10 protein-coding genes are annotated in these 14,240 nt (G+C 74.2%); 6 read left to right on the top strand and 4 right to left on the bottom strand.

Annotated elements, in window-relative coordinates; genetic code table 11:
* Positions 1–348 precede the first annotated feature (348 nt).
* The 3 genes from OKX07_RS18130 to OKX07_RS18120 are packed head-to-tail and all read left to right on the top strand — an operon-like array spanning position 349 to position 4,875.
* Positions 349–1,887 (top strand): glycosyltransferase family 2 protein, encoded by a 1,539-nt coding sequence (locus tag OKX07_RS18130; protein WP_265629397.1) that lies wholly within the window; start codon positions 349–351, stop codon positions 1,885–1,887.
* Positions 1,880–3,469 (top strand): glycoside hydrolase family 26 protein, encoded by a 1,590-nt coding sequence (locus OKX07_RS18125; protein ID WP_265629396.1) that lies wholly within the window; start codon positions 1,880–1,882, stop codon positions 3,467–3,469. Before OKX07_RS18130 ends, OKX07_RS18125 begins: the two co-directional genes overlap by 8 nt.
* Before the next feature lie 26 nt (positions 3,470–3,495).
* Complete coding sequence (locus tag OKX07_RS18120) at positions 3,496–4,875, top strand: UDP-glucose dehydrogenase family protein (protein ID WP_265629395.1); 1,380 nt, start codon at positions 3,496–3,498, stop codon at positions 4,873–4,875.
* A gap of 260 nt (positions 4,876–5,135) precedes the next feature.
* On the opposite strand, the gene pgm is transcribed toward OKX07_RS18120, so the two are convergent.
* On the bottom strand, positions 5,136–6,821 hold the full coding sequence (gene pgm / locus OKX07_RS18115; RefSeq protein ID WP_265629394.1) for a phosphoglucomutase (alpha-D-glucose-1,6-bisphosphate-dependent): 1,686 nt from the start codon (positions 6,819–6,821) through the stop codon (positions 5,136–5,138).
* A 53-nt stretch (positions 6,822–6,874) separates the two neighbouring features.
* Positions 6,875–7,780, bottom strand: a complete 906-nt coding sequence (locus OKX07_RS18110; protein ID WP_265629393.1) for a diacylglycerol/lipid kinase family protein — start codon at positions 7,778–7,780, stop codon at positions 6,875–6,877.
* An 88-nt stretch (positions 7,781–7,868) separates the two neighbouring features.
* Between OKX07_RS18110 and OKX07_RS18105 the strand changes: the two genes are divergently transcribed.
* Both OKX07_RS18105 and OKX07_RS18100 read left to right on the top strand, forming a co-directional pair.
* Positions 7,869–8,693 (top strand): DUF5926 family protein, encoded by an 825-nt coding sequence (locus OKX07_RS18105; protein WP_265629392.1) that lies wholly within the window; start codon positions 7,869–7,871, stop codon positions 8,691–8,693.
* A gap of 82 nt (positions 8,694–8,775) precedes the next feature.
* Entirely contained in the window at positions 8,776–9,645 is an 870-nt protein-coding gene (locus tag OKX07_RS18100; RefSeq protein ID WP_265629391.1) for a glycosyltransferase family 2 protein, read from the top strand.
* Here the strand turns inward: OKX07_RS18100 and OKX07_RS18095 are convergent.
* Entirely contained in the window at positions 9,605–11,977 is a 2,373-nt protein-coding gene (locus OKX07_RS18095; protein WP_265629390.1) for a hypothetical protein, read from the bottom strand. The two genes, OKX07_RS18100 and OKX07_RS18095, sit on opposite strands and share 41 nt — an antisense overlap.
* A gap of 130 nt (positions 11,978–12,107) precedes the next feature.
* Between OKX07_RS18095 and pheA the strand changes: the two genes are divergently transcribed.
* Entirely contained in the window at positions 12,108–13,067 is a 960-nt protein-coding gene (gene pheA, locus OKX07_RS18090; protein WP_265629389.1) for a prephenate dehydratase, read from the top strand.
* Positions 13,068–13,083: 16 nt separating this feature from the next.
* Here pheA and OKX07_RS18085 read toward each other — a convergent pair whose 3' ends face one another.
* Positions 13,084–14,229: a diacylglycerol/lipid kinase family protein gene (locus tag OKX07_RS18085; protein WP_265629388.1), complete on the bottom strand. Its 1,146-nt coding sequence runs from the start codon at positions 14,227–14,229 to the stop codon at positions 13,084–13,086.
* Positions 14,230–14,240 lie beyond the last annotated feature (11 nt).

Below are 14,240 nucleotides of genomic sequence, written 5' to 3'. Positions count from 1 at the left end.
GCCCGTCCGACGAGGAGATGCTGGTCACAGCCCCGTCATCAGGGCGCTCCGTCGTGGCGCACGCCCTCGCTGACCCTGACCTGCTCCATGACCCGATTTGTCGGGCGCCATCTGGACAAATGTCCGAATGAAGCGTTTCAAGCGCTTCGCCCGAACCCCTTCTCTTTCCCGTGATCCCCCGGGCAAGGTGGTGCCACCGGCGAGTGACGCGACCACGTGGCACCCGACGACGGCGTATCGCGAGGACGGGTCGTCCCCGCCCTCGCGCCACCGACCGGAATCCCCTGCTGCACCGCCGATGACGTCGTTGCGCTCCACCATCCGACGTCAGGTCCGCACAGGAGACCCATGTTCATCTTCATCCTTCAGCTCCGGCACATGTTCGAGGGCCAGAGCGAGATCTACCTCTTCGCACTGTTCTCGAGCGTCGTCTGGGCGCTCTGGATCCTCAAGGTCGTGCTCTCGCGGCGCTACCGACCGGTCACCGCCCCCTACGCCATCAGCACGAGCGTCGTCGTCCCCGTCGTCGACGAACCGCTCGACCTCTTCCGCGACGTCCTGCGCCGCATCGTCGAGCAGCAGCCCGACGAGGTCATCGTCGTCATCAACGGCGCGCCCAACCCGGGCCTCGAGTCCGTGTGCGACGAGTTCGCCCCCGTGGTGCAGCGTGTCCACACGCCGATCCCGGGCAAGCGCAACGCCGTCAAGATCGGCACCCAGATGTCGCGCGGCGACATCACCGTGCTCGTCGACTCGGACACCGTGTGGACCGACGGTGCGCTCGCCGAGCTCGTCAAGCCGTTCGCCGACGCCTCCGTCGGTGGCGTGACGACGCGCCAGCGGATCCTCGAGCCGAACCGGTCCTGGATCACGCGCTGGGCCGACTGGCTCGAGAACACCCGCGCGCTGTACTCGATGCCCGCACAGTCCGTGCTGGGTCAGGTCGGCTGCCTGCCGGGCCGCACCATCGCGTTCCGCCGGCACATCCTCATGCAGGTCATGGACAAGTTCATGACGGAGAAGTTCCTCGGCGTGTTCCTCGAGGTCTCCGACGACCGCACCCTGACCAACCTCACGCTGAAGGCCGGCTACCGCACGGTCTACCAGCACACGAGCCTCGTCCTCACGGACGCCCCGCTCGAGATCAAGAAGCTCTACAAGCAGCAGCTGCGCTGGTCGCGCGGCAGCCAGTACAACACCCTGCGCATGATGCCGTGGATGCTCGGCCACGCCCCCGTGCTGGCGATCTTCTTCCTCGTCGACATCATCCTGCCGTTCCTGCTGTTCGGGACCGTCGCCGGGTGGGTCTACCGCGCGGTCTCCGGCACGGGCATCAACCTGTACCAGGCGATCCTGGAGACCACGACGGGGATGCAGGGCCTGGCCTGGGTCATCGGCCTCATGGTCGTCTCGTCGGTGCTGTCCATGGCGATCCGTCAGATCCGCCACCTGCAGGAGAAGCCCTCGGACTTCCTGCGGCTGCCGGTCTTCATCATCGTCTCGACGTTGTTCCTCATGCCGATCCGGATCATCGGGTTCTTCCGCATGGCGCACGTCGCCGGCTGGGGGACGCGCTCCGGCGCCTACGTCGCCGGCCAGAAGGACGCCGGCGACGAGGACCTCATGGCGGAGCTGGAAGGCACCACCCAGGGTTCCGCACCGGTCGACGTCGTCGACCGGCCCGTCCTGCCCACGCAGGCCGGACCGTCCGAGCCGCGCGCCTCCACCCCCCACGGGTCGGGTGGTCGCGTCGCGCTGCGCGCCGCGACCCGGCTCCGCACCCCGGCGCAGACCGCGCCCGCACCCCGGCGGCGCAACCTGCTCGTCGCCGTCCCCTACCTGATCGGGATCACCATGTTCGCCCTCATGGCGGTGGCGTATGTCTGAGCGCACCGGAAAGCACTGGTGGACGCTCGACGGCCGCCTCGGACTCGCCGGCAGGCTCGCCGCGTTCACGCTCGCACTCACGCTGGGCGTCGTCTCCGGCGTCGTCTGGCTCTCGCCCTCCGGCTCGACCCCCGGCCCTCTCATGACGGCGGCCGAGAAGCAGCTCCAGCAGGAGAACGCCGACCTCGAGGCGATCCTCGCGGACCGCGACGACGAGCTCGCGGACCTGCGGCGCTCGCAGGAGAAGGCGGCCGCCGAGCGCGCCGCCGGTACGGCGTCGGGCCAGGCGAAGTCCGCCGCCGAGAAGGCGGCCGCCCAGCAGAAGGCCGCCGCCGACAAGGGCGCGGCACAGCAGGGCGGTCAGGCCAAGGCCGCCGCCGAGAAGGCCGCCGCCGCCGCGCGCGGCAAGGCGAAGGCCGCCGCCGAGCGCGCCGCAGCCGAGGCCCGGACGCAGGCGAAGGCCGCCCTCGAGCGCGAGCTGGCCGCGGCGCAGGGCGCGGCCGAGGGCGCCGCGATCCGTGAGGCGACCGCGCAGGCCCAGGTCGAGTTCGCACGGGCGGCCGCGGCCGCGCGTGCCGAGGCCGCCCAGCCCGTCCGGCCGACCGCCCCCGCCCGGGACGCGATCGTGCACCGCACCGACCGGTACTTCGGCCTGTACACGGCCCAGTCGCCGTTCTCGTGGTCGGAGTACGACCAGGTCGCGGCCGCCGTCGGCGTCGAGCCGGACGTCGCGGGCTACTTCCAGGGGTGGGACACGCCGTTCCGTCCCGACGCGGTCGAGCGCGCGTGGACCAAGGGCGCCCTGCCCATGGTCACGTGGGAGTCGCGTCCCATGGAGGCGTCGAACGGTCAGCCGACCGAGCCGGACTACTCTCTGCCGCGCATCATCGACGGCGCCTTCGACGACTACCTGCGGCAGTACGCGCGGGACGTCGCGACGCTGGGCCTGCCCGTCGCGATCCGGCTGAACCACGAGATGAACGGGTCCTGGTACCCGTGGTCCGAGCAGGGCAGCAACGGTGCGCAGGTCAACGGCAACAACCGCGGCGACTTCGTGAGGATGTGGCGGCACGTCCACGACATCTTCGAGGCCGAGGGCGCCAACGAGTACGCCGTGTGGGTCTGGGCGCCGAACATCGCCAACAAGCTGCCCAAGCTCAACCAGCCGCTGGAGTACACGCAGAGCCTGTACCCCGGTGACGCGTACGTCGACTGGGTCGGGCTGTCCGGCTACTACCGGCCGCCGTACGAGTCGGCCCAGACGCCCACGTTCTCGTGGACGTTCGACAGCTCGCTGGAGCAGCTGCGCGCGATCACGGACAAGCCGATCTTCCTGGCGGAGATCGGTGCGTCCGAGTCCGGCGGCAACAAGGCGGCCTGGGTGGCGGACCTGTTCGACGGGCTCGCGCGGCCGCAGAACGCCGACGTCATCGGGTTCGCCTGGTTCCACCACACCGTCACGACGGTCAGCGAGGGCAAGCGCGTGACCAACGACTGGCGCATCACCTCGCGGGAGGACTCCCAGCAGGCCTTCGTCGACGGCATCACCGACCCGTCCGCCGGCTTCGTCCCCGGTCCCTGAACCGCACTCACGCAAAGAAGAGACACATGAGCACCCAGCGCAGCACCACCACCCCGGCCGCCGACGCGGCCACCACCCCGCGGGACCTGCGGATCACCGTCTTCGGCACCGGCTACCTCGGTGCGACGCACGCCGTCGCGATGGCCGAGCTCGGCTTCGACGTCGTCGGCGTGGACGTCGACGCGTCCAAGGTCGAGGCCCTCGCCGCCGGCAAGGTGCCCTTCTTCGAGCCCGGGCTGCCCGAGCTGCTGGAGAAGAACCTGCAGACCGGACGCCTGCGGTTCACGACGGACGCCGCCTCGGCGGTCGCCGGCGCGGACGTGCACTTCGTGTGCGTCGGGACGCCGCAGCAGCGGACGTCGCACGCCGCGAACCTCGCGTACGTCGAGGACGCGACGCGCGTCATCGCGCAGCACCTCACGAAGGACGCCGTCATCGTCGGCAAGTCGACCGTCCCGGTCGGCACGGCTGCACGGCTCCGCGACCTCGTCGCGGAGACGGCGCCGGCCGGCCTGGACGTCGAGCTCGTCTGGAACCCCGAGTTCCTGCGCGAGGGCAAGGCCGTCGGCGACACGCTGCACCCCGACCGCATCGTGATCGGCGGCGCCTCGCCGCAGACCGAGGCCGTCCTGCGCGCCGTCTACGCAAGCCCGATCGCGGAGGGTTCGCCGGTCGTCCTGACGGACCTGCCCACCGCGGAGCTCGTCAAGGTCAGCGCCAACGCGTTCCTCGCGACCAAGATCTCGTTCATCAACGCGATCGCGGGTGTCTGCGAGGCCGCCGGTGCCGACGTCACGGTCCTGGCCGACGCGCTGGGGCACGACGTGCGCATCGGCCGGCAGTTCCTCGACGCCGGTCTCGGCTTCGGTGGCGGCTGCCTGCCCAAGGACATCCGGGCGCTCATGCACCGCGCCAACGAGCTCGGTGCGTACCGGGCCGCGGGCCTGCTGCAGCAGGTCGACGAGATCAACATGGGGCAGCGTGAGCGCGTCGTCGACCTCGCCCTCGAGGCGTGCGGCGGCTCGGTCCTCAACAAGCGCGTCGGCGTGCTGGGGGCGGCGTTCAAGCCGCTGACCGACGACGTGCGCGACTCGCCCGCGCTCAACGTGGCGGCCGCGCTGCACCTGCGCGGTGCGCAGGTCACGGTGTTCGACCCCGAGGCCGGCGACACCGCACGGCGCGCCTTCCCGACGCTGGGCTACGGCACGAGCGTCGACGAGGCCGTGGAGGACTGCGACGTGCTGCTCGTCCTCACCGAGTGGGACCAGTTCGTCGGTGCCGACCCGCAGCGCCTCGCTGGACTGGCCCGCTCCCCGCGCGTGATCGACGCGCGCGGCAAGCTCCCGGCCGCCGACTGGCGCGCCGCGGGCTGGCACTTCACGGGCCTGGGCCGCCTCGCGGCCTGACGCCCACCCGAGCGACGCCCACCCCGAGCGACGCCCACCCGAGCCGCCGGGCCGGTCCCTCACCCCCGCTGAGAGGCCGGCCCGGCTTCGCCGTCCCGCCCCCAGCGCAGGTGCGCGAGAGAGCAATCCAGTCGGAGAGCGCCCGCAGCCGCCCGCCCCCGACGTGCGCGAGAGAGCAATCCAGCTCGTGCGTCGGACTGGATTGCTCTCTCGCGGGGGAGGAGGGGAGGGGAGGAGGGGGAGGGCTGCGTAGGTGCTCGTCAGGCCTGCAGGGCCTGGGCGACCACGTCCTTCGCCGCCTCCTGCACCTGCGCCAGGTGCTCGGGGGAGACGAACGACTCGGCGTAGATCTTGTAGACGTCCTCGGTGCCGGACGGGCGCGCAGCGAACCACGCGTTCTCGGTCGTCACCTTGAGCCCGCCGATCGACGCGTCGTTGCCCGGCGCGCGCGTGAGCTTGGCGGTGATGGGCTCGCCGGCCAGCTCGGTCGCGGTGACCTGCTCGGGGGAGAGCGCCCCGAGGGTCGCCTTCTGCTCGCGGGTGGCGGGCGCGTCGACGCGCGCGTACCAGGACGCGCCGAACCGGTCGACGAGCTCGGCGTGGTGCTGCGACGGGCTCTTGCCGGTGGTCGCCAGGATCTCCGAGGCGAGCAGCGCGGGCAGCAGGCCGTCCTTGTCCGTGGTCCACACGGTGCCGTCGGTCCGCAGGAACGACGCCCCGGCGGACTCCTCGCCACCGAACCCGACGGACCCGTCGACGAGCCCGGGCACGAACCACTTGAACCCGACGGGCACCTCCAGCAGGCGCCGGTCCAGCGACGCGGCGACGCGGTCGATCAGCGACGACGACACGAGGGTCTTGCCGATGGCCGTGCCCGCGGGCCAGCCGGGCCGGGCGCCGCCGTACAGGTACGCGATCGCGACGGCGAGGTAGTGGTTGGGGTTCATGAGGCCCGCGTCGGGCGTGACGATGCCGTGGCGGTCGGCGTCGGCGTCGTTGCCCGTGGCGATGTCGAACGGTGCGCGGCCGTCCGGTCCGGGCTGCATGCGCTCCAGCAGGGACGCCATCGCGTACGGCGACGAGCAGTCCATGCGGATCTTGCCGTCCCAGTCCAGGGTCATGAACGCCCACCGCGGGTCGGCGACGGGGTTCACGACCGTGAGGTCCAGGCCGTACCGCTCGCCGATCGCGCCCCAGTACTCGACCGACGCACCGCCCAGGGGGTCGGCGCCGATGCGCACGCCCGCGGCGCGGATCGCCTCCAGGTCCACGACGTTGGCCAGGTCGTCGACGTACGACGACAGGTAGTCGTGCTTGCGCGTCGTGCTCGCGGCCAGCGCGCGCTCGACGGGGACGCGGGGCACCTGGCGCCAGCCGGTGCGCAGGATCTCGTTGGCGCGGTCCGCGATCCAGCCCGTCGCGTCCGACCCCGCGGGGCCGCCGTGCGGCGGGTTGTACTTGAAGCCACCGTCGCGCGGCGGGTTGTGCGACGGGGTCACGACGATCCCGTCGGCCAGCCCGGGGCCCTGCGTCCGGACGCCGGCAGCGGTGGCCGCGCCGTTGTGCGTGAGGATCGCGAGCGACACCGCGGGCGTCGGCGTCCAGGAGTCGCGGGCGTCGACGTGCACCTCGACCTCGGCCGCGGCGAGCACCTCGAGGGCCGTCGTCCACGCCGGCTCGGACAGCGCGTGCGTGTCACGGCCGATGAACAGGGGGCCGTCGGTGCCCTGCCCGCGCCGGTACTCGACGATCGCGGCGGTGATGGCGACGATGTGGGCCTCGTTGAACGCGCCGTCGAGCGCGGAGCCCCGGTGGCCGGACGTGCCGAACGCGACCCGCTGGGCGGGGTCGTCGAGGTCGGGCTCACGGTCGTGGTACGCCGCGAGCAGGGCGTCGAGGTCGACGAGGTCGGAAGGCAGGGCGAGGGTGCCGGCGCGCGGGTCCATACCGGTGATCCTCCCGCAGTCCGCCCCCGCCGCGCACCCGGTGGCGCCGCACGTCACACGGTGTTCACCACGGGCACGCGCACCCGCAGCGCGGCGGGCGACACGCGCACCTCCAGCGGGGTGTCGGGGCCGACGACGCCGGTCAGCTCGCCGTCGACGTCGAGGCGCAGCACCCGGTCCGTCACGACGCGCACCCGGACCCCGGTCCGGTGCCCCTTGCGCGTCCCGGGGCGCCACGGCGTGAGCGCCTGTGCCGCGGTCGCCGCGAGGGTCGACGTGCGCGACGCGCCGCCGAGCGCCCAGGCCGTGAGCAGCCGGTCGTCGATCGTCGCGTCGGACGCGACGGCCACGCCCGCGTGGACGCGCCCGTTCGCGATGTTGAGCTGGTGCGTCCGCACCGTCCAGCGCTGCCCGTCGACATCGACGTGCGCCTCGAACGGCTCGTGCGTCAGGAGCGTGCGCGCGGCCGTCAACGCGTACGCACCGCGGCCCAGGTGCTGCTTCAGCGCGTGCGGGGTGCGCCCGGCGACCACCGACGACACGCCGACGCTGACGAGGTTGGTGAACAGGTCGCCGTTGGCGTCGCCCAGGTCGACCTGCACCGTCCGCCCGTGCGCGTCGACGTCCAGCGCGGCGCCGAGCCGCAGCGGGATGCCGAGGCTGCGCCCTGTGTTGTTCGTCGTCCCCAGCGGGAGGTAGCCCAGCACGGTCCGCCGCCCCGTGAGGTGGTCGACGACGCTCGCCAGCGTGCCGTCCCCACCTGCGACGACGAGCATCGCGGGCTCGGCGGCGAGGACCTGCGTGACGACGGCTGCGAGGTCGCGCGCCGGGTCGTGCACCGCGTGCACGGCGTCCACCACGACACCGCGCCGCTCGAGCGCGGGCGCGAGCCGGTCGTGCACCGCCCCCGCACGGCGTGAGCGCGCGTTGACGACGAGCACTGCTCGCGGTGCATCCACGGGGTCTCCTCTGTGCTGCGGCGGGCGGCGCAGCGGAAGAAGCATGCCGTGAGCGGCTCCTCGAGCGGCCTGTCGGTAGGGTGCACCCATGGCCAAGAACACGCCCGACTTCGTGCTGCGCCCGTTCGAGGGGCTCCCCGGTGAGCCCGACTGGGTCGCGCTGCGCGAGCTCGTCCCTGCCGCGACCGCGATGGTCCGCACGACCGCCGAGCACGGCGCCCGCGACGTCGTGGTGACCACCGTGCTGCCCAACAGCTGGGCCGCGCTGCACCGCAGCGACGGCGTCATCCTCGTCGCGCTGCAGACGGGCACCCACTCGGGGGACGCGAGCCGCGACGTGGCGATGGCGCTGCTCCTGGCCCTCGACGGCGAGCCCGGCACGGCGGTCGAGACGATCGGCCTGCCGACCCCCGGCCCGCGCCTGCAGGACGTGCTGGACCTGTCGGTGCCGTTCGAGGTCACCGTCCACGAGAGCTTCCGCTACTGGCTGGACCCGAGCATCGAGGTCACGCCCGACCTGCAGGCGGCGATGGACGAGGCCGACGCGGGCATCATCGACACGCACCGCCTCGCCGCCGCGGAGTCCGCGTACTGGTGCCGCATGGGCGCCCGCGAGTACCTGCGGTGGGCCCAGCCCGCCGACGAGCAGGTCGTGCTCGACGGCCTGGCGCGACTGCACGGGCGTCGCGAGTCCGGCTTCGACGACGCGAAGTTCATCGGCTACTTCCGCGCCGCCGGCATCGTCGTGCCCGTCTGGGAGCTGGCCCGCGGCTCCGAGGCCGAGGACCTGGAGAAGCCCGTCGCCGAGTTCAAGCCGCGCCTCGAGGCGGCGATGGCCGACACCTCGCCGCTCGACGCGAACGCACGACGCGCACGTGCGGGCCTCGTCGCACGCCAGGTCACGCTGCGCTGACGAGGACCGCGGTGCGGACACCACCCGGATGACCGTGCTCCCGTGAGGCGACCTGTCACCGGCGGTCGATAGGGTGGGGACCGTGACACGCACGGGAAGCGAGGCCGTCCGACCGGTGGCTGACGCGACCCCTGACGCGACGTCCGACGCACCCTCCGACGCGGCCGCCGAGCGCAAGGCCCGCGTCGCCCGCGGGCACAAGCAGCGCCAGCGCGTCGCCGTGATCATCCCCGCCAAGGACGAGTCCCGACGGATCGCCGCGACGGTCCGCTCGGCGCGCGCGATCCCGCACGTCGACCTCGTGCTCGTCGTCGACGACGGGTCGGAGGACAACACGCAGCACGTCGCGCGCGAGGCCGGGGCCGTGGTGGTGCGGCACTCGCACAACCGCGGCAAGGCTGCCGCGATGGAGACGGGCGCGGCGGTCGTCGCGATGCGCGACGCGCCGGACCGGCCGCCCCGCCACCTGCTGTTCGTCGACGGCGACCTCGCCGACACGGCCGTCAACACGGCGCCGCTCGTGCCGCCGGTGCTCGAGGGCATCGCGGACCTGACGATCGCGCTCCTGCCCCCGCAGCCGGGTGCGGGGGGTCGCGGCATCGTCGTCGGCGCCGCGCGCCGCGCGATCGCGTCGTTGACGGGGTGGACGCCCACGCAGCCGCTGTCGGGCATGCGCTGCCTGACCCGCGAGGCCTTCGAGGCCGCGACGCCCCTGGCCCGCGGCTGGGGTGTCGAGGCCGGGATGACGATCGACCTGCTGCGCCTCGGCTTCCGCGTCCTGGAGGTGCCGTGCGACCTGCGGCACCGGCCGTCGGGCACCGACCTCAAGGGGCAGCTGCACCGGGCGGCGCAGTACCGCGACGTGCAGCTCGCCGTGAACGCCCGACGGGCGCGCGCGGCCGCGTCGAACGTCAGGCAGACGGTGGCGCCGCGGGACCCGTCGGCGCGCTGACACCCACGTCGTCCGGAGGGGCGGGCGCCTCGTCGGCTCCCGTGGCGTCCGGGCCCACGTCGTCCGGGCCCGCGTCCCCGTCGGCCCGCGTGTCCAGCCGCCACTGCGCCGCGGCGGCGACCAGGCACGGCACCGCGAGGGCGATCCCCGTGGCGGGCACGACGATCCCCGAGTCGTTGATGAGGAAGCCGACGCCCAGGGCGGCGCCCGTCGCCGCGACCGCGGGACGCAGCAACGGCACCTCGCGCTGCAGCCCCGCTAGCGGCGACCCGGCGCCCATCAGGCCGCCGCGACGCGCGCGCGGCCCCGCGAGCACGAGCCACGTCAGCGCGACGCCGCCGACAGCAGGGACCAGGTAGCGCCACGACCCGAGCACGCGCAGGTTCACCGACAGCTTGCGCCACACCACGTCCCACAGCCCGCCGGCGATCACGGTGTCGAGGAACCGGCCCAGGTGCGTCCGCTCGGCCGGCGGTCGCATCCAGTCGAGGGCCGCGAAACCCAGCACGACGGCCACGCCGACGGCCCCGACGAGCAGCACCAGCCGCCACGACACGCGCCGACCGCTGACGGCGACGGCGAGCATCGCGAAGGCGAGGATGATCGCCGGCGGGCCACCGAAGTCCGCCCCCCACGCCGGTGCGCCGTCGACGACGACGAGCACCGCCCCGATCGCGACGACGGACGCGACCGCGAGCCGCCGCCGACCGGCCCGCAGGTGCCAGTCCGCGACGACGACCGCGAGCAGCACACCCGCGGCGGTGATCAGCGCGAACGCCTGGTTGCTCATGCCGTAGAACCGCGCGGCCATGATGCGGTGGGCGCCCATGGGGGAGTCGACGACGAGCGTCGACCCGGTGACGGCGTCGAGCGCGAGCGTCACGACGGTGACGCCGGCGACCACGCCCGCCGGCCCCAGCACGTGCCGCCGCCACGGGCCGGCGAGGGCGACCGCGGTGATCAGGGCGACCCAGCCGAGCAGCACGAGCCAGAACGCGGTCGCGGGCCGGTCCGCGCGCCACCACGGGACGACCCCGACGAGGAACGAGGCGACGGGGGCGGCGCCCAGGGCGAGGGCGCTGACCTGCAACGCGCGCAGCGCGGGGCGCAGCGGTGCGCGGTCTGCCCGTCCGCGCGCGACCAGCAGGGCGGCGGCGGCCACGAACAGCACGGCCTGCGCGAGCACGAGCCGGGTCGAGAACCCCCCGGACACGCGCGTGATCTCCGTGGCCTCCTGCTGCACGTCGAGGAGCCGGGCGACGCGCGCACCGCCGGTGGCCGCACCGGGGGTGGGCACGATCTGCGCCCCGGGCAGCGCCGGGGCCTCGTCGTCGAGCATCAGCAGCGAGAGCAGCGTCGGCGTGACGTCGGTGACCTGCACGACGCCGGGCTGCCGGGTCGAGCCGGACGTCAGCTGGTCCTGGCCGAACGGCTCCCCGAGCGGTCGCGGGCCGGTCGCCACCGCGAGCTGCAGCGCGACGCGGCCCGAGTCCGCGAGCGACACCACGAGCACGGTCGCGTCGTACCCGGCGAGCCCGTCGAGGACGGCCTCGATGTGGGCGTCGACCGTGACGGCCTGCTGCGCGCGCGTCGGCTCGACGATCGCCTCGGACCCCGGCAGGTCGTCGGGGCCGACACCCAGGCCGGGCAGGCCGGTGTCGGGGACGGCTGTGGGGGTCGCGGACGGTGCACGCGGGACCGTCGCGTACCCGGGGTCGCGGATGACGCCCGCGTCGACGACGAGCAGGGTCGACGTCCCGGCCGCGCCGCGCACCGCGCGGGCCAGCGCGCGCTGCTCGTCCGGCACGCGCAGGTGGGTGCCCACGGGCAGGCCGTCGGACGTCGCGAGCGCGACCGCCGCACCGGGGCCGATGCCCGTCGCGGGGGTGCCCGTGGCCGCGAGCAGGTCGCCGAGCATGCCGGGCTGCGCGCCGTACGACTCGGCGGTCGCGGCGGCGACGTAGTCGTCCCACCCGGGCACCTCGCCCGACTCCCCGGGGTCGCGCAGCGTGCGGCACGTGCCGTCGTCAGCGACGAGGTCGGCGGCGCGGTTGCCCGACGACACCGCGAGCCACCCGTCCGCGGGGCACGCCCGCCCGCGCACCGACCGCGCCGCGACGGCCCCCACGGACCCGGCCCGCGACAGCTCCCACAGCGCGGGCGTCGTCAGCGAGCCGACGTCGTCCCAGCGCAGCCCGGTGACGCCGACGAGCACGACGGGACCGGGGACCGGTTCGGGGACGGCGGGGTCGAGGGCCTGCGCCGGGGCCCCCAGCAGCACCGCGAGCGCGGCGAGCAGGGCAGCGGCGAGCGCGCGCAGGGACCGGGGCACTGCCCCAGCGTACGGGCGCGGACTACGCTCGGCGGGGCCGCGCGCGCGGCCCCGCCCCGTCCGACGCCCCTGGCGCACGGGTGCGGCGCGACGAGCCGACGGGCGGCAGTGCCCGCGGGTGGGAGGGTCGATGACCGTGCTGCGCTACGCGTACCTCGGGCCGGCGGGCACGTTCACGGAGGAGGCCCTGCGCCAGGTCGCGTCCCCCGAGGACGCCGTCTACCTGCCGCAGACGGACGTCGGCTCGGCGCTCGCGGCGGTCCGCGCGGGGACGGCCGACCGTGCCGTCGTCGCGATCGAGTCCACCGCGGAGGGCGGCGTGACCGCCACGCTCGACTCGCTGGCGTCGGGGTCGCCCCTCGTCCTGCTGCGCGAGGTGCTGGTGCCCGTGCAGTTCACGCTCGTCGCGGCACCGGGCACGCGCCTCGCGGACGTGCGGCGCGTCGCGGCGCACCCGCACGCGTGGGTGCAGTGCCGGCGCTGGCTCGCGGCGCACGTCCCGGCCGCGGTGCACGTGCCGGCGACGAGCAACACGGCACCCGCGGCGCTGCTCGCGGAGGCCGTCGGGTCGGGGTCGGACGCGCGGGCGCTCGCGTTCGACGCGGCGCTGGTGCCGCCCGCGGCCGTCGCGACGTACGGGCTCGAGCCGGTGGCGGAGCGCGTCGCGGACAACCCGTCGGCGCTCACCCGCTTCGTCGTCGTCGGCCCCCCGGGTGACGTCCCGGCGCCGTCCGGTGCGGACAAGACGACGCTCGTCGTGCACCTGCCGGACAACGACGCCGGTGCGCTGCTCGCGATGCTCGAGCAGTTCGCCGTGCGCGGCGTGAACCTGTCGCGCATCGAGTCCCGGCCCATCGGCGACGCGCTGGGTCGCTACTCGTTCTCGATCGACGCCGAGGGGCACGTCACGGACGAGCGCATGGGCGAGGTGCTCATGGGCCTGCACCGCCGGTGCCCGTACGTGCGGTTCCTGGGGTCCTACCCGCGCGCGGACGCGGTCGAGCCGCTGGTGCACGTGGGCACGGCCGACGCCGACTTCGTCGAGGCGCGCGCGTGGCTCGTGCGGCTGCGCGAGGGCGACACGAACTGACGTCCGGTCCGACGCGTCAGGAAGAGGCCTGCGCGACCCGCACCACGAGCGCACCGGGGTCGACGCGCGCGGTGACCTCGCTCGCGCGTCCCACGATGTCGCCGTCGACCTGCACGTGCTCGCCGCCCTGGACCTCGATGCGGACCGTGCGCGCGCGGGCGTGGTCGATGCGGCCGATCTTGTTGGGCAGCTCGCTGCGCACGCCGACGCCCTGCAGGGCGACCTCGCCCATCAGCTGCGCCCAGCCGGCGATGCCGCCGCGGGTGTCGATCGTCGCGATGTCCAGCACCCCGTCGTCGATGACCGCGTCGGGGAGCAGCGTGATGCCGCCCGGCAGGCGTCCGCAGTTGCCGACGAGCAGGCTGCGCGCGCGCAGCGCCCGCGCCGGCTGGTCGTCCAGGTGGAGGCGGATGCGCAGGCGTCGTCCGTGCAGGTGCTTCACGCCGGCGACGAAGTAGGCGATCCAGCCGACCTTGGCCTTGAGCTGGTCGTCGGCGTCGGCGACCATCGCGGCGTCGAAGCCGAGGCCGGCGATCACGAGGAAGAGGTGGTCGCGCTGCTTGTCCTCGTCGTCCTGGTCGTCCGCGGCGGGGTGGTCGTCGTCGTCCGTGCCCGCCTCCCACTTCTCCACGTGCAACCAGCCGACGTCCATGGGCATGTCGCGCCCGTCGAGGGCGAGCTGCAGCGCGGCGAGCGGGTCGCTCAGCGGGATGTCGAGGTTGCGGGCCAGCAGGTTGCCGGTGCCCAGGGGCATCAGGCCCATCGGCACGCCGGTGCCGGCGAGGGCCTCGGCGACCGCGCGGACCGTGCCGTCGCCGCCGACCGCGACGACCAGGTCGGCGCCGTCCTCGACGGCCTTGCGCGCCTGCCCGACGCCCGGGTCCTCGACGGACGTCTCGATCCACATCGGCTCGGGCAGGTACTGCTCGGACGTGGCCTTGCGCACCTGCGCGCGCAGGGCGACCACGTCGGGCTTGGAGGGGTTGGCGATGAACGCGACGACCTTGCCGCTGGCGCGCTCCTCGGCCTGCGGCGCCGCGGCCGCGGTGTCGCTGACGTGCACCCGCAGCCGGCGCTGCTGCTGGAAGACCCACAGCCCGAGACACACGGCGACCAGCGCCAGAACAGCGGCGACGACCGCGACCCATTCCACCCATGACATGCGGGCGAATC

The organism is Cellulomonas sp. S1-8 (assembly GCF_026184235.1).
Taxonomy (GTDB): Bacteria; Actinomycetota; Actinomycetes; order Actinomycetales; family Cellulomonadaceae; genus Cellulomonas.
Note: the sequence above shows the minus strand (reverse complement) of the source record. Positions and strands in the feature narration are given on the sequence as shown.